We start from the raw sequence: 18,565 nt of genomic DNA on the forward strand, positions 1-18,565 counted from the left end.
ATTGAGCGAAGAAAATACGTACGACTCAACGAGCATTAAAGTGCTGAAAGGCCTGGATGCCGTACGCAAACGTCCCGGTATGTACATTGGTGACACCGACGATGGCAGCGGTCTCCACCACATGGTGTTCGAGGTGGTCGATAACTCGATCGACGAAGCTCTCGCCGGCCACTGCGACGACATCAGCATCATCATCCACCCGGATGAGTCCATCACCGTTCGCGACAACGGCCGTGGCATCCCGGTAGACGTGCACAAAGAAGAAGGCGTTTCCGCAGCCGAGGTCATCATGACCGTGCTGCACGCCGGCGGTAAGTTCGACGACAACTCCTACAAAGTATCCGGCGGTCTGCACGGTGTAGGTGTTTCGGTAGTGAACGCACTGTCCAAGGAACTGATCCTGACCGTTCGCCGCAGCGGCAAGATCTGGGAGCAGACCTACGTCCACGGTGTTCCGCAAGAGCCGATGAGGATCGTTGGCGAGAGCGAAACCACCGGCACCCAGATTCACTTCAAGCCATCGGCAGACACCTTCAAGAACATCCACTTCAGCTGGGACATCCTGGCCAAGCGGATTCGTGAGCTGTCCTTCCTCAACTCCGGTGTCGGCATCGTCCTCAAGGACGAACGCAGCGGCAAGGAAGAGCTGTTCAAGTACGAAGGCGGTCTGCGGGCATTCGTTGAATACCTGAACACCAACAAGACGCCGGTCAACCAGGTGTTCCACTTCAACATCCAGCGTGAAGACGGCATCGGCGTGGAAATCGCCCTGCAGTGGAACGACAGCTTCAACGAGAACCTGTTGTGCTTCACCAACAACATTCCACAGCGCGATGGCGGTACTCACCTGGTGGGCTTCCGTTCCGCACTGACGCGTAACCTGAACACCTACATCGAAGCGGAAGGCCTGGCGAAGAAGCACAAAGTCGCCACCACCGGTGACGATGCCCGTGAAGGCCTGACCGCCATCATTTCGGTGAAGGTGCCGGATCCGAAGTTCAGCTCCCAGACCAAAGACAAGCTGGTTTCTTCCGAAGTGAAGACCGCGGTCGAACAGGAAATGGGCAAGTACTTCTCCGACTTCCTGCTGGAAAACCCGAACGAAGCCAAGCTGGTTGTCGGCAAGATGATCGACGCGGCCCGTGCTCGTGAGGCGGCTCGTAAAGCTCGTGAGATGACCCGTCGTAAAGGCGCGCTGGATATCGCCGGCCTGCCGGGCAAACTGGCTGACTGCCAGGAAAAAGACCCTGCCCTGTCCGAACTGTACCTCGTGGAAGGTGACTCTGCTGGCGGCTCCGCCAAGCAGGGACGCAACCGCCGTACCCAAGCGATCCTGCCGTTGAAGGGCAAGATCCTCAACGTCGAGAAAGCGCGCTTCGACAAGATGATCTCTTCGCAAGAAGTGGGCACCTTGATCACCGCACTCGGTTGCGGCATCGGCCGCGATGAGTACAACATCGAGAAGCTGCGCTACCACAACATCATCATCATGACCGATGCTGACGTCGACGGTTCGCACATCCGTACCCTGCTGCTGACCTTCTTCTTCCGTCAGTTGCCGGAGCTGATCGAGCGTGGCTACATCTACATCGCCCAGCCGCCGCTGTACAAGGTCAAGAAAGGCAAGCAAGAGCAGTACATCAAAGACGACGACGCCATGGAAGAATACATGACGCAGTCGGCCCTGGAAGACGCGAGCCTGCACCTGAACGAAGATGCCCCCGGTATCTCCGGCGAAGCCCTTGAGCGCCTGGTGAATGACTTCCGCCTGGTGATGAAGACCCTCAAGCGTCTGTCGCGCCTGTACCCGCAGGAGCTGACCGAGCACTTCATCTACTTGCCAGCGGTGAGCCTGGAGCAACTGTCCGATCACGCAGCGATGCAGGACTGGATGGCCAAGTACGAAGTTCGCCTGCGCACCGTCGAGAAATCCGGCCTGGTCTACAAAGCCAGCCTGCGTGAAGACCGTGAACGTAACGTCTGGCTGCCGGAGGTCGAACTGATCTCCCACGGCCTGTCGAACTACATCACGTTTAACCGCGACTTCTTCGGCAGCAACGATTACAAAACCGTTGTATCGCTGGGCGCTCAACTGAGCACCTTGCTCGACGACGGCGCGTACATCCAGCGTGGCGAACGCAAGAAGCCGGTCACCGAGTTCAAGGAAGCCCTTGAATGGCTGATGGCTGAAAGCACCAAGCGTCACACCATCCAGCGATACAAAGGTCTGGGCGAAATGAACCCGGATCAGCTGTGGGAAACCACCATGGACCCAAGCCAGCGCCGGATGCTCAAAGTGACCATCGAAGACGCCATTGGCGCAGACCAGATCTTCAACACCCTGATGGGTGATGCGGTCGAACCTCGTCGTGACTTCATCGAGAGCAATGCCTTGGCGGTGTCTAACCTGGATTTCTGATCCAGCATCTGCCAAACAAAAAGGCCAACGCATTTGCGTTGGCCTTTTTTATTGGGTGTCAAAAAAGTGCAGGCAGCGATCTTTTGATTCTTACTCAGTCGCCGACGCCACACTCTCCAACCGATACCCATACCCATAAATCGTCAGCAACTGCCACCCACGCTCGACCGTCAGCCCAAGCTTGTTACGCAAACGATAGATGTGTGTATCCAGTGGCCGTGAAGACACCATCTCTTCATGGCTCCAGAACCGCGAATAGAGATACTCCCGGGACAGTGGCCGACCGAGATTGGTGAACAGGCAGCGTGCCAGGCGATATTCCCGCTCGGTCATGCCGATGGGCACGCCGTCGCGGGTCACGGTGAGTTCGGCGTCGTCGAACACAAGGTCATTGAAGTTCAGTACTTCGGTTGCCGCTGAGCGTTGCTGGCTGTGCCGGCGTAATACGGCTGCAACCCTGGCTTTCAGCTCATTGGGACGAAACGGTTTGCTGACATAGTCATCGGCGCCGGCATTCAAGGCCTGGACGATATCGGCTTCGCCATCGCGGCTGGTGAGCATGATGGTCGCCGGTGGCGATTCCATGTGTTCTCGGGTCCAGCGCAGCAACGCGAGCCCGCTGATATCAGGCAATTGCCAGTCCAGGATCAGCAGGTCATAAGTTTCCCGGCGCAGTTGGCGCAACAGGTCTTCGCCTCGTTCGAAGCTGTGCAGTGACCAGGCCGGTTCACCCGGTTCGGGCATCTGCTGCAGGGTCTGTTCCACCCGGCGCAGTTCGGCGGGTTCGTCGTCCAGTATGGCGACACGCATGTACGATGATTCCTTGAAGGCTGGTTGGCGGTCAGCGCGGCAGCAGACAATACCGGCTCGGTCGCGGGAGTGAAAGTAAGCCGCCAGCCATTGGTCGACGTCCGCTATGATTCTTCAGGTTGAATCTCCTACTCAGACCCGTGAGCCATGAACGAAATTCCCTGCCCCCTGCCCTGCCTGACATACCCATGAAAACTCAGCGCCGCCGAGAAAGTCGCGAGCCGACCCAGGTCCAGCGTTTATTCAGGCAACTGGTGCGCGAATGGTTGTGGATAAGTCTGCTGCTATTGCCGTTGACCGCCCTGCTTTCGTTCGACGCCCAGTCCGGCGAACTCGAAGGCACCGGCATTTTGGGCGCCTTGCTGTCAGTCAGTCTGGTGGCGAGTGTGCTAGGCCTGATGTTATTACGCCCCCGTCTGGCACTCTGGCTGACGCTGGGTGGGATGAGCAGTGCGCTGCTTATCAGCGCTTGCCTGGCGGAGGTCCATTGGTGGTGGTCGCCCGCAGCCAGCCTGCTGGGCATGCTGTTCGCCTACCTGATCTGGAACTGGAGGCGCCTGAGTGTAGTGCTGACCTACTTCGGTTGGGAACTGGCACGCCTGGATAACGAGCCGAAAGTATTCCCCGAGCGCCGTCGCGCGCAGATGCCCACCAGCGATCCTTTACAGGGGCAAATCATGGCTCTCGAACAAGCCATGAGCCGCACCCGCGACACCCGCCGTTTCATCGCGGACGGTCTGGAATACCTGCCAGTGGCCACCCTGATCAGCGATCCGAAAGGCCGGATTTTGCTCGCCAACCGCAATGCTCGTGAAATGTTTGGTGCTGCTCTGGTTGAAGACGAAGTACTCGACCAACTGGCTCGGCTGGGATATCCCGAACTGGCCAATGGCGACCGCCCGTTGTTATCGACTCTGCCGTTATTGGAATTCAGAGACATCAAGGCCCGCAGCCTGCGACTCGAACGAGCGGCGTTGCTACCCGTAGATGGGGAAACGCCGATTGGCTGGCTATGGAGCCTGACTGACTTGAGTGTCGAGCGTGATGCCGAAGAACAGCGTGGGGTGCTCCTGCGTTTCCTGTCCCACGACTTGCGCGCGCCTCATTCGGCGATTCTCGCCCTTCTCGATGTGCACCGCCAGCAAGTGGGCGGTGACCCGGTGCTGTTTGATCAGATCGAGTTACAGGTGCGACGGGCACTGGATCTCACCGATGGTTTTGTACAATTGGCCAAGGCCGAGTCCGAGGCGTATCAGTTTGAACCGAGTCTGTTTGCGATGCTGGTGCTGGATGTTGTCGACCAGGCCCTGAGCATCGCTCAGATGAAGCAAATCGAACTGATTCACGATGTGGACGATGAGGCTCAGGAACGCTTGATCATGGCGGATCAGGCGTTGTTGACCCGGGCGCTGTTCAATCTGCTGGAAAATGCCATCAAGTACAGCGGCGCCGGAACGCGGATCAGTCTGGTTGTCCGCTGCCGGGACAATTGGTTGCAGTGCGATTTGATCGATCAGGGTAAAGGCATCGCCGCCGATGAACTGCCGGAGCTGTTCAGCCAGTACCGGCGATTCAAATCAGCTCAAGGCATCGATGGCGTGGGCTTGGGTTTGTCGATGGTGAAGGCCGTTGTTGACCATCATGAGGGACGCATCGAGTGTCAGAGCGAGGTCGGCAAAGGCACGACGTTCTCCCTGCACTTCCCGTTGCTGGATGAATAATCAGCCTTTGTAAAAAGGCATAAAAAAACCGGCTATATCAGCCGGTTTTTTTGCGTCCCGAAAAACTTATGCACCTTTTACGGCGTTTTATTAGCTTCAGAAATATGTATATAAATCATAAGCCTACAATTGAAAATCGCCATTTTTCGACAAAACGGTACACAGGTTATCCACAGAAATCAGACAGCCACCTGATCAGTCGAAGCCGACGCCTGCGAGGTGGGCGGCAAGGAACCCATTTCCCTCTGCATCTGTTCATTCCAGGCTTGTACCCGATCATTGAGCGCGGCAATGGCCCGCGGCCCGCTGCCCTCGGCATACATCGGTTCGCCGATGATCAGCGTGATGACGCCCTGCTTCTTCGCCCAGCCGGTTTTCGGCCAGAACTTGCCGGCATTGTGTGCAATCGGCAGTACCGGAAGTTCGGCGTTGACGGCCAAGGCGCTGCCACCGCGTGAGAATTTGCCGACGGTGCCGTATGGAACACGAGTCCCCTCCGGGAAGATCAGCACCCAGACGCCGTCCTTCAGCAACTCATCGCCCTTTTTCGCTACGTGTTTGAGCGCGGCTTTCGGGTTGTCACGGTCGATGGCGATCGGTCGCAGCATCGCCATGGCCCAGCCGAAGAACGGCACGAACAGCAGTTCGCGTTTGAGCACTTGGCTCAACGGCTGGAAATAAGCCGAAAGAAAGAATGTCTCCCAGGTGCTCTGGTGATTGGACTGAATCACGCAGGGCTGGTCAGGCACGTTCTCGGCGCCCTTGATTTCGTAGCTGATGCCCAGAAAGACTTTACTCAGCCACAAGGCGCAACGGCACCAGTACACGTTGATAAAGCGATAGCGCGCCTTGAACGGCAGAAAAGGCGCGATGAAAAAACTCAGGCTGCACCACAGCAAGGAGCTGGTGCCCAGCAGCAGGTAAAAGAGGAAAGTTCTGATGGCCTGCAGTATCGACATGGTGACGTTTACCGTGCGGGCTCTGCCCGTCTATATAAAGCGCACTCCCGATCAATCCTTGGTCAGGAATCTCGAAAACGCTCTAATTGTGGATAAGTTCTGCGGCAATCGCCGCCAGATCGTCAAAAATCAAGGTGCCCACCGGCAAGGTCTTGCCCTGGGTTTTTTCGCCTTTACCGGTCTTTACCAAAACTGGTTGAGAATCGACGGCTTTGGCGGCTTCCAGGTCACCAAGACTGTCACCGACGAACCATAGATTAGTCAGTGAAACGTTGTAATGCGCGGCGATGTTTTTCAACATCCCGGGTTTTGGCTTGCGGCACTCGCAACCGTCGTCCGGCCCATGCGGGCAGTAGACGATCAGCCCGACCTCACCGCCCTGCTCCGCCACCAACTCGCGCAAGCGCGCGTGCATGGCATCCAGGGTGGCGATGTCGTAATAGCCACGAGCGATGCCCGACTGGTTGGTGGCCACCGCCACCGTCCAGCCGGCCTTGCTCAACTGCGCAATCGCCTCGATCGAACCGGGCAGCGGAACCCACTCCTCCACCGACTTGATGTAAGCGTCGGAGTCGTAATTGATCACCCCGTCCCGATCGAGAATCAGCAGTTTCAACGTCATTAGCTCAGCACAGAAATGTCAGCGATGTTGAGGAACAGACCACGCAGACGCGCCAACATGGCATAGCGGTTCTTGCGCACGTTGAGGTCTTCTGCGTTGATCATGACCGCCTCGAAGAAGGCATCAACAGGCTCGCGCAAGCTGGCAAGGCGGGCCAGTGCTTCGGCGTATTCACGCTGTACCATCAAGGGTTTGACGGCGTTTTCGGCCTTCATGATTGCAGAGTTCAGCGAAAACTCTTTGGCATCGGCAAAAAGCCCCGGGTCAACATCAGTGAAAATGGTGGGTTCGGCTTTGCTGATCAGGTTCGACACGCGCTTGTTCACCGCCGCCAAGGCAGCCGCTTCCGGCAACTTGCGGAACGCTTGCACCGCTTGTACACGCTGATCGAAGTCCAGCGCCGAACCCGGCTTCAGAGCACGAACCGACAGGTAAGTGGCCACATCGACGCCTTCGTCTTCGTAACGGGCACGCAGACGGTCGAAGATGAATTCCAGCACCGATTCGTTCAGGCCGGCAGTCTTGACCTTGGCACCGAACGCATTCACGGCGAATGCCACGGCGTCGTTCAGGTCGAGGTCGAGCTTCTTGTCGATCAGGATCCGCAACACACCCAGCGCAGCACGGCGCAGGGCATACGGGTCTTTGCTACCGGTTGGCAGCATGCCGATACCGAAGATGCCCACCAGCGTGTCGAGCTTGTCAGCAATGGCCACGGCCGCACCGGTCAGGGTGGTCGGCAGTTCAGCGCCGGCACCGCGAGGCATGTATTGCTCGTTCAGGGCCAGGGCAACTTCTTCCGGCTCGCCGTCGTTGAGGGCGTAGTAGTAACCGGCGACACCTTGCATCTCCGGGAACTCACCAACCATCTCGGTCGCCAGGTCGCACTTGGACAGCAGGCCGGCACGGGATGCCCATGCGGCGTTGCCACCAATGCGCTGCGCGATGAACGCGGCCAGTTTGGAAACACGTTCGGCCTTGTCGTAGACACTGCCGAGCTTTTCCTGGAACACCACGTTCTGCAGGCGCAGGTTGAAGTCTTCGAGTTTCTGCTTCTTGTCTTGCTTGAAGAAGAACTCGGCGTCGGTCAGGCGTGGGCGAACCACTTTCTCGTTACCGGCAATGATCTGCTGCGGGTCTTTGCTTTCGATGTTGGCCACAGTGATGAAACGTGGCAGCAACTTGCCGTCGGCATCCAGCAGGCAGAAGTACTTCTGGTTGTCCTGCATGGTGGTAATCAGGGCTTCTTGCGGCACGTCGAGGAAACGTTCCTCGAACGAACACACCAGCGGCACCGGCCATTCAACCAGCGCGGTCACTTCATCGAGCAAGGCTGGCGGAACGATTGCAGTGCCTTCCTGCAGGGTCGCCAGTTCTTCGGTGCGCTTGCTGATGATTGCGCGACGCTCGTTGGCGTCGGCCAAGACGTAAGCGGCACGCAGGTCAGTCAGGTAGTTGGCTGGCGAGGTGATACGCACGTTTTCCGGATGATGGAAACGGTGACCACGGGAGTCGCGACCGGCCTTCTGGGCGAGGATGGTGCAATCGATGACCTGGTCACCGAGCAGCATCACCAGCCACTGGGTCGGACGAACGAACTCTTCCTTGCGAGCACCCCAGCGCATGCGCTTGGGGATCGGCAGGTCGTTCAGCGAGTCTTCGACGATGGTCGGCAGCAAGCTGGCGGTCGGCTTGCCGGCGATGCTCTGGCTGTAACGCAGCTTCGGACCGCTTTGATCGATTTCGCTCAGCTCGACGCCGCACTTCTTGGCGAAGCCCAGGGCGGCTTGAGTCGGGTTGCCTTCGGCATCGAACGCGGCCTGACGTGGTGGGCCGTCGAGGTTGATGCTGCGATCCGGCTGCTGGGTAGCCAGCGCGGTGATCAGCACCGCCAGGCGACGTGGCGCGGCGTAGACAGTTTTGGCTTCGAAGCTGAGGCCAGCGGCCAGCAGGCCTTTTTCGATACCGGCCAGGAACGCGTCGGCCAGGGTGTTCAGTGCTTTGGGTGGCAGTTCTTCGGTGCCCAGTTCAACCAGAAAATCTTGCGCACTCATTGTGCAGCCTCCAGTTTGGCCAGTACTTCATCACGCAGATCCGGGGTCGCCATCGGGAAGCCCAGCTTGGCGCGCGCCAGCAGATAGGCTTGCGCAACGGAACGCGCCAGGGTGCGTACGCGCAGGATGTATTGCTGACGCGCAGTCACGGAGATCGCCCGGCGCGCATCCAGCAAGTTGAACGTGTGGGACGCCTTCAACACCATTTCGTAGCTCGGCAACGGCAGCGGCTGGTCGAGTTCGATCAGGCGCTTGGCTTCGCTTTCATAGAAATCGAACAGCTCGAACAGCTTCTCGACGTTGGCGTGCTCGAAGTTGTAAGTGGATTGCTCCACTTCGTTCTGGTGGAACACGTCGCCGTAGGTGACTTTGCCCATCGGACCGTCAGCCCAGACCAGGTCGTAGACCGAGTCCACGCCTTGCAGGTACATGGCCAGACGCTCAAGACCGTAAGTGATCTCGCCGGTCACCGGGTAGCACTCGATGCCGCCCGCTTGCTGGAAGTAGGTGAACTGCGTCACTTCCATGCCGTTGAGCCAGACTTCCCAGCCCAGGCCCCAGGCGCCGAGCGTTGGCGATTCCCAGTTGTCTTCGACGAAGCGGATGTCGTGGACCAGCGGGTCCAGGCCGACGTGCTTCAGCGAGCCCAGGTACAGTTCCTGGAAGTTGTCCGGGTTCGGCTTCAGGACAACCTGGAACTGGTAGTAATGCTGCAGACGGTTCGGGTTTTCGCCGTAGCGGCCGTCAGTCGGGCGACGACTGGGCTGCACATAAGCGGCGTTCCAGGTTTCCGGGCCGATGGCGCGCAGAAACGTGGCTGTGTGGAAAGTGCCGGCGCCTACTTCCATATCGTAGGGCTGAAGTACCACGCAACCTTGCTCGGCCCAGTATTGCTGGAGTGCGAGGATCAAGTCTTGGAAGGTACGCACGGCTGGCGTAGGCTGGCTCACGAAATTCACCTGTTTCTTGGGCTGCGATTTAAAGAGCGGGAGTATACCCGATTCGTTGCTGCGCACGCCCCCTGGAGCCTTATGCCACGCTGCTTTTGGTGTTCCGAAGATCCGCTGTACATGGCTTATCACGATCAGGAGTGGGGCACGCCGCTACGCGATGCGCAGGGTTTGTTCGAGTTGCTTTTGCTCGAAGGGTTCCAGGCCGGTCTGTCCTGGATCACCGTATTGCGCAAACGCGAGCATTATCGCGAGGTGCTGTTCGGCTTCGACGTGCAACGCGTGGCGCAGATGAGCGACGCGGAAATCGATGAATTGATGCTCGATCCGGGCATCATCCGCAACCGCCTCAAACTCAAGGCCGCCCGCCGCAATGCCCAGGCCTGGCTGGCGCTGGAGGATCCGGTGGCGTTCCTCTGGTCCTTCGTTGGCGGCCAGCCGGTGATCAATCACTTCAAGGATCGCAGCCAGGTACCGGCCATCACGCCGACCGCCGTGGAGATGAGCAAAGGCCTGAAAAAAGCCGGTTTCACGTTCGTCGGCCCGACCATTTGCTACGCGCTGATGCAGGCCTCGGGCATGGTCATGGATCACACCCGCGATTGCGATCGCTACGCGGCCCTGGCAAACGGCGGTTAGAATGGCCGCCTCGCGCACAGCACAAGATCAGGAGTGACCTGTGGATAAGTTTAAAGGCGCCTTGCTGGTAGGCGCTCTGCGGCTGTTTGCCCTGCTGCCATGGCGGGCAGTGCAGGCCGTCGGTTCGGCGATTGGCTGGATCATGTGGAAAACCCCCAACCGTTCCCGCGACGTGGTGCGGATCAACCTCGCCAAGTGCTTCCCGGACATGGACCCGGCCGAGCGCGAGCGGCTTGCAGGCCAGAGCCTGAAAGACATCGGCAAGTCCCTGACCGAAAGCGCCTGCGCGTGGATCTGGCCGGCTCAGCGCTCCATCGACCTGGTGCGCGAAGTCGAAGGCCTCGACGTGTTGAAGGATGCGTTGGCGTCCGGCAAAGGCGTGGTCGGTATCACCAGTCACCTGGGCAACTGGGAAGTGCTGAACCACTTCTATTGCAGCCAGTGCAAGCCGATCATTTTCTATCGTCCGCCGAAGTTGAAGGCCGTCGACGATTTGCTGCGCAAACAACGCGTGCAATTGGGCAACCGCGTGGCGGCTTCCACCAAGGAAGGCATCCTCAGTGTCATCAAGGAAGTGCGCAAAGGTGGTGCAGTGGGCATTCCCGCTGACCCGGAACCGGCCGAATCCGCCGGGATCTTCGTGCCGTTCTTCGCCACTCAGGCGCTGACCAGCAAATTCGTGCCGAACATGCTGGCGGGCGGTAAAGCGGTCGGCGTGTTCCTGCACGCCCTGCGTCTGCCGGACGGTTCGGGCTACAAAGTGATCCTCGAAGCCGCGCCAGACGCCATGTACAGCACCGATACCGAGACGTCGTGCGCGGCCATGAGCAAAGTCGTCGAGCGCTATGTCGGTGCGTATCCGAGCCAATACATGTGGAGCATGAAGCGCTTCAAGAAGCGTCCACCGGGCGAAGAGCGCTGGTATTGAGTCGATTGGCATGATCTGTGGATAATCCTGGGCTCAGGTTATCCACAACCGTTCATTAAAGGGCGCAGAAGATGTCCGAACACCGCAAATCATTTCGCATCAAGATCAGCCACGAAAGCTTCGGCGAATGCCTCGGCCAGACCCGCAATCTCTCGACCACAGGCGTCTACGTCCAGCATCCAGGCTTATCGGCGTTGCCCAAGGGCGCGGTGGTCTATGGCCAGGTGCAGGGCTTGCCCACCGGAGCGCCGCGGGTGCGCATGGAAGTGGTGCTGGTGGATGCCGAAGGGGTTGGGCTGCGATATCTCTGATTATTGCGCCTGACGATCGAGCTTCTTCAGAAACACCGTCATCTCCTTCTCGGCCTGCTTGTCACCATGGGCACGGGCGGCTTCCAGACCTTGCTCCCACGCCTGGCGTGCAGCCGCATGCTCTGCCAGTGCCAGATGGGCCTTGCCCAACAGCTTCCAGGCTGCCGAGTATTTCGGATCGAACGCGACGCAACGCTGGAAATGCTCGGCGGCCTTGGCGTTTTCGCCAATGTCCAGATAACCCTTGCCCAGGCCGAAGCGCAGCAATGAGTTATCCACACCCTTGGCGAGCATTTTTTCCAGGGATTCGAGCATGGGTGGCTTCCTTGTTGAGGTGTGTCAGGGATCGATATGTGTCAATGAAAACGCTTTCGCGAGCAGGCTCGCTCCCACAGGGGTTCTGCTGCGCACACTCCATTTATGTTCACTGAAGATCTACTGTGGGAGCGAGCCTGCTCGCGAAGAGGCCGGCCCGGGCGCCACAATTTCCGGATCAGAAAAAGCTCAACCCCACATGAAACAGCTTCTCCACATCGCGGATATGCTTTTTATCCACAAGAAACAGAATCACATGGTCACCGGTTTTGATCACCGTGTCGTCATGGGCAATGATCACTTCTTCATCACGAATGATCGCGCCAATCGTGGTCCCCGGCGGCAAACCGATATTCTCGATCGCCCTGCCAATCACTTTGCTCGACTTCGCATCACCATGGGCAATCGCCTCGATGGCTTCCGCTGCCCCGCGCCGTAACGAGTGAACGCTGACGATATCGCCGCGCCGTACATGAGCCAGCAGGGTGCCGATGGTCGCCAGTTGCGGGCTGATGGCGATGTCGATATCGCCGCCCTGAATCAAATCCACATAGGCCGGATTGTTGATGATGGTCATCACCTTCTTCGCCCCCAGGCGCTTGGCCAGCAGCGAAGACATGATGTTGGCTTCGTCATCGTTGGTCAGGGCCAGGAAGATGTCGGCGTCGGCAATGTTTTCTTCCAGCAGCAGGTCGCGGTCCGACGCACTGCCCTGCAACACCACGGTGCTGTCGAGGGTGTCCGACAAGTAACGGCAGCGCGCCGGGTTCATCTCGATGATCTTTACCTGATAACGGCTTTCGATGGCCTCGGCCAGACGCTCGCCGATCTGCCCGCCGCCAGCGATGACGATGCGTTTATAGCTCTCGTCGAGGCGACGCATTTCGCTCATCACCGCCCGAATGTTCGCCTTGGCGGCAATGAAAAACACCTCGTCGTCGGCCTCGATCACCGTATCGCCCTGGGGCAGGATCGGCCGGTCACGACGGAAAATCGCCGCTACGCGGGTTTCGACATTTGGCATGTGCTCGCGCAACTGACGCAACTGCTGACCCACCAACGGCCCGCCGTAATACGCCTTGACCGCCACCAGTTGCGCTTTGCCTTCGGCGAAGTCGATCACCTGCAACGCACCCGGATGTTCGATCAGGCGCTTGATGTAGTTGGTGACGACCTGCTCCGGGCTGATCAGCACATCGACCGGAATCGCGTCGTTGTCGAACAGGCCGGCGCGAGTCAGGTACGCGGCTTCGCGCACCCGGGCGATTTTGGTCGGGGTGTGGAACAGGGTGTGAGCGACCTGGCAGGCGACCATGTTGGTTTCGTCGCTATTGGTCACCGCCACCAGCATGTCGGCGTCGTCGGCACCGGCCTGGCGCAGCACCGTCGGAAACGACGCATGGCCCTGCACCGTGCGGATGTCCAGGCGGTCGCCGAGGTTGCGCAGGCGCTCGCCATCGGTATCGACCACGGTGATGTCGTTGGCCTCGCTGGCCAAATGCTCCGCCAGCGAACCGCCGACCTGCCCCGCTCCGAGGATGATGATCTTCATCCAGTCACTCCATTGAATCCGTTTAGCCGCGTACGGCAGCGATCTTGATCAGCTTGGCGTAGTAGAACCCGTCATGACCGCCCTGCTGGGCCAGCAATTGGCGACCATGGGGCTGCTTGATCCCGGCGGCGGTGGCGAGGTCCAGCTCGCGGGCGCCCGGCGTACGCGCAAGAAACGCTTCAATGACTTCGGTGTTCTCGGTCGGCAGCGTGGAGCAGGTGGCGTAAAGCAGAATCCCGCCCACTTCCAGGGTTATCCACAGGGCATCGAGCAGTTCGCCCTGAAGCACGGCCAGCGCGGCGATGTCGTCGGGTTGGCGCGTCAGCTTGATGTCGGGGTGGCGGCGAATCACACCAGTCGCTGAGCATGGCGCGTCCAGCAGGATGCGCTGGAACGGCTTGCCGTCCCACCAGGTAGCGGTATCGCGGCCATCGGCGGCGATCAGCTCGGCGCTCAGGCCCAGACGCGCAAGGTTTTCCCGCACTCGCACCAGGCGCTTGGCTTCCAGGTCCACGGCCACGACGCCAGCCAGTGACGGCTCGGCTTCAAGGATATGGCAGGTCTTGCCGCCCGGTGCGCAGCAGGCGTCCAGCACCCGTTGCCCCGGCGCGAGATCGAGCAGGTCGGCGGCCAGTTGCGCCGCTTCGTCCTGCACGCTGATCCAGCCTTCGGCGAAACCCGGCAGGCTGCGAACATCGGCGGCGGCTTCGAGGACGATGCCGTCGCGGCTATACACGCATGGCGTCGCGGCAATACCTGCTGCCGTCAGCAACTCGAGATAAGCATCGCGAGTGTGGTGACGACGGTTGACCCGCAGAATCATCGGCGGGTGCGCGTTGTTGGCCGCGCAAATCGCTTCCCATTGTTCAGGCCAGAACGCTTTCAGCGACTTTTGCAACCAGCGTGGGTGAGCGGTACGCACCACCGGATCGTGTTCCAGCTCAGCCAGCAGCGCTTCGCTTTCGCGCTGGGCGCGGCGCAGCACGGCGTTGAGCAAGGCCTTGGCCCAGGGCTTTTTCAGCTTGTCGGCGCAACCGACGGTCTCGCCGATGGCGGCGTGGGCCGGCACGCGGGTGTAGAGCAGTTGATAGAGACCGACCAGCAGCAACGCCTCGACATCGGCATCAGCGGCCTTGAACGGTTTCTGCAACAACGTGGCTGCCAGCGCCGACAGACGCGGCTGCCAGCGTGCAGTGCCGAACGCCAGGTCTTGGGTAAAGCCGCGATCACGGTCTTCAACCTTGTCCATTTGCGTCGGCAAAGAACTGTTGAGCGAAGCTTTTCCGTTAAGAACAGCGGCAAGTGCCTTGGCGGCGGCCAGACGCGGGTTCATTGCGCGTCCGCCGTTTGCCCGAGCACCGTGCCGACGGCGAATTTCTCACGACGACTGTTGAAAAAATCGCTGAAGTTCAGCGCCTTGCCACCGGGCAATTGCAGACGGGTCAGGCACAGCGCCTGTTCACCGCAGGCGACGATCAAGCCGTCCTTGCTGGCGCCGAGTATCGTTCCTGGTGCGCCCTGCCCTTCGGCCAGACTGGCGGCCAGCACTTTCAACGCTTCGCCGTTCAGCGTGCTGTGGGTGATTGGCCATGGGTTGAAAGCGCGCACCAGACGTTCCAGCTCAACCGCCGGACGACGCCAGTCGATGCGGGCCTCGTCCTTGTTCAATTTATGCGCGTAGGTAGCGAGGCTGTCGTCCTGCACTTCGCCTTGCAACGTGCCCGCAGCCAGGCCGGCAATTGCCTGGATCACGGCGGGTGGGCCCATCTCGGCCAGACGGTCGTGGAGGCTGCCGCCAGTGTCTTCGCCGGTGATCGGCGTGGTGACTTTCAACAGCATCGGCCCGGTATCGAGGCCCAGTTCCATGCGCATCACCGTCACGCCGCTTTCCGCGTCCCCGGCTTCGACGGCGCGCTGGATCGGCGCCGCACCACGCCAGCGTGGCAGCAGCGATGCGTGGCTGTTGATGCAACCCAGACGCGGAATATCCAGCACCACTTGCGGCAGGATCAGGCCGTAGGCGACCACCACCAGCAAGTCGGGCTTCAACGCGGCCAGTTCGGCCTGGGCGTCGGCGTTACGTAGGGTCGGTGGTTGCAGCACGGGAATGTTGTTCTCCAGCGCGAGTTGCTTGACCGGGCTCGGCATCAGCTTCTGCCCACGACCCGCCGGACGGTCCGGCTGGGTGTAGACCGCAACGATCTCGTAAGGGCTGGCAAGCAGGGCCTTGAGGTGTTCGGCGGCGAACTCGGGGGTGCCGGCAAAGACGATGCGCAGTGGCTCAGTCATGAAAGGCTCTCTATTGCTAAGCATCTTGAAAAGAAAAAGGCTTGCCGCGGCAAGCCTTTGAAAGGAGGGGCATCAAGCGTTCTGGCGATGCAGCTTTTCCAGTTTCTTCTTGATCCGGTCGCGTTTGAGACTGGACAGGTAATCGACGAACAACTTGCCGTTGAGGTGGTCGCATTCGTGCTGGATGCACACCGCGAGCAGGCCTTCGGCGATCAGTTCGTACGGCTGGCCGTCACGGTCAAGAGCCTTGACCTTGACCTTCTGCGGACGGTCTACGTTTTCGTAGAAGCCCGGCACGGACAGGCAGCCTTCCTGATACTGCTCCATCTCCTCGGTCAGGGATTCGAACTCGGGGTTGATGAACACCCGGGGTTCGCTGCGGTCTTCGGAGAGGTCCATCACGACGATACGTTTGTGCACGTTGACCTGGGTCGCGGCGAGGCCGATGCCTGGCGCTTCATACATTGTTTCAAACATGTCATCGACCAACTGACGCACTTCGTCGTCCACTACGGCCACAGGTTTGGCGAGAGTGCGCAGGCGCGAGTCGGGAAATTCGAGGATGTCTAAAATGGCCATAAGCTTATTTGCTGCACGTGTGAGGTAAAGTCGGGTCGATGGCCTGGCGGGTCCGAGGATGCAGGCTACCGTTGTAAAACGTAGCTCCTTGTTTTTCAGTAAAGCAGGGAGCGAGCCACGGGGGCTCTGGCGTTTTACGCGAACGCACATAATAAAGGGATTCACCGCATGAGGAAATCACTACTCGCCTTGCTCCTTCTGGCCTCGGCCGGTCTGGCGCACGGGCAAGTGCAACTCAGGGAAGGTTTTCCACAGCAATACACGGTGGTAGCGGGGGACACACTTTGGGACATATCCGGCAAATACCTGCGTGAGCCGTGGCTATGGCCGCAGCTATGGCAGGCCAATCCACAGATCGAAAACCCCAATCTCATCTACCCCGGCGATACCCTGACGCTCAATTACGTCAACGGCGTGCCACGCCTGAGCGTCAATCGTGGCGCGAGCCGGGGCACCATCAAGCTCTCGCCACGGATCCGCAGCAGCCCGATGGCCGATGCCATCCCGAGCATTCCGCTGCAATCGATCAACAGCTTTCTGCTGAGCAACCGCATCGTCGACAAGGTCGAGGATTTCGACAAGGCGCCCTACATCGTCGCCGGCGATGCCGAACGGGTACTCAGTGGCACCGGTGATCGCATCTACGCCCGTGGTCATTTCGACCCGAACCAGTCGGTGTACGGCATCTTCCGCCAGGGCAAGGTCTACACCGATCCGGACACCCAGGAGTTCCTGGGGATCAACGCCGACGACGTTGGCGGTGGCGAGATCGTCGCGACCGAGGGCGATGTCGCCACCGTCGCCCTGCAACGCACCACCCAGGAAGTGCGCCTTGGCGATCGTCTGTTCAGCGGCGAAGAACGGGCAATCACCTCGACCTTCATGCCCAGCGCTCCAAAAAATCAGATCAACGGCGTGATCATCGATGTGCCTCGGGGCGTGACGCAGATTGGCGTCATGGACGTGGTGACGTTGAACAAGGGCCAACGCGACGGTCTGGTTCAAGGCAATGTGCTGGAGGTGATGAAAACCGGCGAAACCGTGCGTGACCGGGTCACCGGCCAGCCACTGAAGATCCCCGATGAACGGGCCGGTTTACTGATGGTTTTCCGGACCTACGACAAACTCAGTTACGGTTTGGTCCTCAATGCAACGCGGTCGTTGGCGGTGATGGACAAGGTGAGAAACCCTTAGCAAGCTCCACAAGTTACCAACAGAGTTATCCACAGCTTATTCCCGTTTGAACGGGGCTCATAACGATCAAGGATGATCCATGTCGCTGCCTGCTTTTAAACCGGTTTCGCCTGCGGAACTGGAAGCCCGTTTACGTCTGCATCGCCTGCCGGAACTCGGCCCGATGCGCTTCAAGAAGTTGCTGGAGGCGTTCGGTTCCGCATCTGCCGCCATCAGCGCTCCGGCCAGTGCCTGGCGCGCCTTGGGTCTGCCTCTGGCGTGCGCCGAGGCGCGGCGCAGCAGTGAAGTGCGCGACGGCGCCAGCCATGCGTTGGCCTGGCTAGAGCGTCCGGACCAGCATTTACTGATGTGGGACCAGCCTGACTACCCGGCACTGCTGGCAGAAATCAGCGACGCTCCGCCGTTATTGTTTGTCGCCGGCGATCCGTCAATTCTGGAAAAACCACAGCTGGCGATGGTCGGCAGTCGGCGTGCGAGCCGTCCGGGCATGGACACAGCGGCCGCGTTTGCCCGCAGCCTGGCCGGTGCCGGTTTTGTCATCACCAGCGGCCTGGCACTGGGTATTGATGCCGCCGCGCACCAAGCCGCTTTGGACGTTGGCGGACAAACGATCGGTGTGCTCGGCACGGGGCTGGAAAAGTTTTATCCACAGCGAAACCGACGACTGGCGGATGCCATGATCGGCTTCGGAAGCGCGGTGGTTTCGGAGTTCCCGCTGGACGCCGGCCCCACCGCCAGCAACTTCCCTCGGCGCAACCGGATCATTAGCGGTTTGTCTCTGGGCGTGCTGGTGGTCGAGGCCAGTGTCGCCAGCGGTTCGTTGATCACTGCCCGGCTGGCGGCGGAACAGGGGCGGGAGGTGTATGCGATTCCGGGCTCGATCCATCACCCCGGTGCCAAGGGCTGCCACCAGTTGATCCGCGATGGTGCGATGCTGGTGGAAACCATCGAACACATCCTTGAAGCCTTGCGCGGCTGGCAACGGCTGCCGTTGGCCAGCGACGTGGCAGCCGCCAAGGTCGTTCATCCATTACTGATATTGCTGCACGCGGCGCCTCACACCAGCGAAGCGCTGTGCGAACCCAGCGGGTGGGCCTTGCCCAAAGTACTGGCAGCCCTGACGGAGCTGGAAATGGAGGGGCGGGCCGTCTGCGAAAACGGGCGCTGGTTTGCGCGAGTGAGCTAGGTTTTATAAGGAAGATCGGTAAACTGCGCGAAGCCTT

The 18,565-nt window shown here is 59.8% G+C and carries 17 protein-coding genes; 7 read left to right on the forward strand and 10 right to left on the reverse strand.

Going from position 1 to position 18,565, the window contains the following annotated elements; translation table 11 throughout:
• Nucleotide 1 precedes the first annotated feature (1 nt).
• Nucleotides 2-2,419 carry a DNA topoisomerase (ATP-hydrolyzing) subunit B gene (gyrB, locus tag POF45_RS16070; protein ID WP_259497824.1) on the forward strand — a complete coding sequence of 806 codons (2,418 nt, stop codon included), beginning with the start codon at nt 2-4 and terminating at the stop codon, nt 2,417-2,419.
• Nucleotides 2,420-2,509: 90 nt separating this feature from the next.
• Here gyrB and POF45_RS16075 read toward each other — a convergent pair whose 3' ends face one another.
• Entirely contained in the window at nt 2,510-3,229 is a 720-nt protein-coding gene (locus POF45_RS16075) for a response regulator transcription factor (protein ID WP_259497826.1), read from the reverse strand.
• A 188-nt stretch (nt 3,230-3,417) separates the two neighbouring features.
• On the opposite strand from POF45_RS16075, the gene POF45_RS16080 reads away from it, so the two are divergent.
• Nucleotides 3,418-4,950, forward strand: coding sequence for a sensor histidine kinase (locus POF45_RS16080; protein WP_282316124.1), 1,533 nt, complete (start codon nt 3,418-3,420; stop codon nt 4,948-4,950).
• Nucleotides 4,951-5,129: 179 nt separating this feature from the next.
• On the opposite strand, the gene POF45_RS16085 is transcribed toward POF45_RS16080, so the two are convergent.
• From POF45_RS16085 to glyQ, 4 genes are all read right to left on the reverse strand, one after another.
• Complete coding sequence (locus POF45_RS16085; protein ID WP_282316126.1) at nt 5,130-5,909, reverse strand: lysophospholipid acyltransferase family protein; 780 nt, start codon at nt 5,907-5,909, stop codon at nt 5,130-5,132.
• 82 nt (nt 5,910-5,991) lie between these two features.
• Nucleotides 5,992-6,531 carry a D-glycero-beta-D-manno-heptose 1,7-bisphosphate 7-phosphatase gene (gene gmhB, locus POF45_RS16090; protein ID WP_259497832.1) on the reverse strand — a complete coding sequence of 180 codons (540 nt, stop codon included), beginning with the start codon at nt 6,529-6,531 and terminating at the stop codon, nt 5,992-5,994.
• Nucleotides 6,531-8,585, reverse strand: coding sequence for a glycine--tRNA ligase subunit beta (gene glyS, locus POF45_RS16095; protein WP_259497834.1), 2,055 nt, complete (start codon nt 8,583-8,585; stop codon nt 6,531-6,533). Before glyS ends, gmhB begins: the two co-directional genes overlap by 1 nt.
• Nucleotides 8,582-9,535, reverse strand: coding sequence for a glycine--tRNA ligase subunit alpha (gene glyQ / locus POF45_RS16100; protein ID WP_008155694.1), 954 nt, complete (start codon nt 9,533-9,535; stop codon nt 8,582-8,584). The genes glyS and glyQ overlap by 4 nt, the downstream gene beginning before the upstream one ends.
• A gap of 81 nt (nt 9,536-9,616) precedes the next feature.
• Here glyQ and tag point away from each other — a divergent pair, with 81 nt between their 5' ends.
• From tag to POF45_RS16115, 3 genes are all read left to right on the forward strand, one after another.
• Complete coding sequence (gene tag / locus POF45_RS16105) at nt 9,617-10,174, forward strand: DNA-3-methyladenine glycosylase I (protein ID WP_259497840.1); 558 nt, start codon at nt 9,617-9,619, stop codon at nt 10,172-10,174.
• A gap of 40 nt (nt 10,175-10,214) precedes the next feature.
• Complete coding sequence (locus tag POF45_RS16110; RefSeq protein ID WP_282316128.1) at nt 10,215-11,102, forward strand: lysophospholipid acyltransferase; 888 nt, start codon at nt 10,215-10,217, stop codon at nt 11,100-11,102.
• A 71-nt stretch (nt 11,103-11,173) separates the two neighbouring features.
• Nucleotides 11,174-11,413: a PilZ domain-containing protein gene (locus POF45_RS16115; protein WP_259497844.1), complete on the forward strand. Its 240-nt coding sequence runs from the start codon at nt 11,174-11,176 to the stop codon at nt 11,411-11,413.
• Here POF45_RS16115 and POF45_RS16120 read toward each other — a convergent pair whose 3' ends face one another.
• The 5 genes from POF45_RS16120 to def all read right to left on the reverse strand — a co-directional run bounded on the left by POF45_RS16120 (nt 11,414) and on the right by def (nt 16,148).
• Nucleotides 11,414-11,728, reverse strand: coding sequence for a hypothetical protein (locus POF45_RS16120; RefSeq protein ID WP_282316129.1), 315 nt, complete (start codon nt 11,726-11,728; stop codon nt 11,414-11,416).
• 178 nt (nt 11,729-11,906) lie between these two features.
• Nucleotides 11,907-13,280 carry a Trk system potassium transporter TrkA gene (gene trkA, locus POF45_RS16125; protein WP_259497848.1) on the reverse strand — a complete coding sequence of 458 codons (1,374 nt, stop codon included), beginning with the start codon at nt 13,278-13,280 and terminating at the stop codon, nt 11,907-11,909.
• A 22-nt stretch (nt 13,281-13,302) separates the two neighbouring features.
• Complete coding sequence (gene rsmB, locus POF45_RS16130) at nt 13,303-14,613, reverse strand: 16S rRNA (cytosine(967)-C(5))-methyltransferase RsmB (RefSeq protein WP_282316130.1); 1,311 nt, start codon at nt 14,611-14,613, stop codon at nt 13,303-13,305.
• Nucleotides 14,610-15,569, reverse strand: a complete 960-nt coding sequence (fmt, locus tag POF45_RS16135; RefSeq protein ID WP_259497851.1) for a methionyl-tRNA formyltransferase — start codon at nt 15,567-15,569, stop codon at nt 14,610-14,612. Before fmt ends, rsmB begins: the two co-directional genes overlap by 4 nt.
• Nucleotides 15,570-15,641: 72 nt before the next feature.
• A complete protein-coding gene (gene def / locus POF45_RS16140) occupies nt 15,642-16,148 on the reverse strand; it encodes a peptide deformylase (RefSeq protein ID WP_259497853.1) in 507 nt (168 codons plus the stop codon).
• Nucleotides 16,149-16,316: 168 nt separating this feature from the next.
• On the opposite strand from def, the gene POF45_RS16145 reads away from it, so the two are divergent.
• Both POF45_RS16145 and dprA read left to right on the forward strand, forming a co-directional pair.
• The gene (locus POF45_RS16145) at nt 16,317-17,342 is read left to right on the forward strand and encodes a LysM peptidoglycan-binding domain-containing protein (RefSeq protein WP_282316131.1); all 1,026 of its coding nucleotides are present in this window, start codon (nt 16,317-16,319) and stop codon (nt 17,340-17,342) included.
• A gap of 79 nt (nt 17,343-17,421) precedes the next feature.
• The gene (gene dprA, locus POF45_RS16150; RefSeq protein WP_282316132.1) at nt 17,422-18,528 is read left to right on the forward strand and encodes a DNA-processing protein DprA; all 1,107 of its coding nucleotides are present in this window, start codon (nt 17,422-17,424) and stop codon (nt 18,526-18,528) included.
• Nucleotides 18,529-18,565: the final 37 nt, after the last annotated feature.

This window comes from Pseudomonas fungipugnans (assembly GCF_029955235.1).
GTDB classification, from domain to species: Bacteria; Pseudomonadota; Gammaproteobacteria; order Pseudomonadales; family Pseudomonadaceae; genus Aquipseudomonas; species Aquipseudomonas fungipugnans.

Coding starts and splice junctions, on each gene's coding strand:
- POF45_RS16075 (WP_259497826.1), bottom strand. CDS start 3,229: ATGCGTGTCGCCATACTGGACGACGAACCCGCCGAACTGCGCCGGGTG.
- POF45_RS16080 (WP_282316124.1), top strand. CDS start 3,418: ATGAAAACTCAGCGCCGCCGAGAAAGTCGCGAGCCGACCCAGGTCCAG.
- POF45_RS16085 (WP_282316126.1), bottom strand. CDS start 5,909: ATGTCGATACTGCAGGCCATCAGAACTTTCCTCTTTTACCTGCTGCTG.
- gmhB (WP_259497832.1), bottom strand. CDS start 6,531: ATGACGTTGAAACTGCTGATTCTCGATCGGGACGGGGTGATCAATTAC.
- glyS (WP_259497834.1), bottom strand. CDS start 8,585: ATGAGTGCGCAAGATTTTCTGGTTGAACTGGGCACCGAAGAACTGCCA.
- tag (WP_259497840.1), top strand. CDS start 9,617: ATGCCACGCTGCTTTTGGTGTTCCGAAGATCCGCTGTACATGGCTTAT.
- POF45_RS16115 (WP_259497844.1), top strand. CDS start 11,174: ATGTCCGAACACCGCAAATCATTTCGCATCAAGATCAGCCACGAAAGC.
- POF45_RS16120 (WP_282316129.1), bottom strand. CDS start 11,728: ATGCTCGAATCCCTGGAAAAAATGCTCGCCAAGGGTGTGGATAACTCA.
- trkA (WP_259497848.1), bottom strand. CDS start 13,280: ATGAAGATCATCATCCTCGGAGCGGGGCAGGTCGGCGGTTCGCTGGCG.
- rsmB (WP_282316130.1), bottom strand. CDS start 14,613: ATGAACCCGCGTCTGGCCGCCGCCAAGGCACTTGCCGCTGTTCTTAAC.
- fmt (WP_259497851.1), bottom strand. CDS start 15,569: ATGACTGAGCCACTGCGCATCGTCTTTGCCGGCACCCCCGAGTTCGCC.
- def (WP_259497853.1), bottom strand. CDS start 16,148: ATGGCCATTTTAGACATCCTCGAATTTCCCGACTCGCGCCTGCGCACT.
- POF45_RS16145 (WP_282316131.1), top strand. CDS start 16,317: ATGAGGAAATCACTACTCGCCTTGCTCCTTCTGGCCTCGGCCGGTCTG.
- dprA (WP_282316132.1), top strand. CDS start 17,422: ATGTCGCTGCCTGCTTTTAAACCGGTTTCGCCTGCGGAACTGGAAGCC.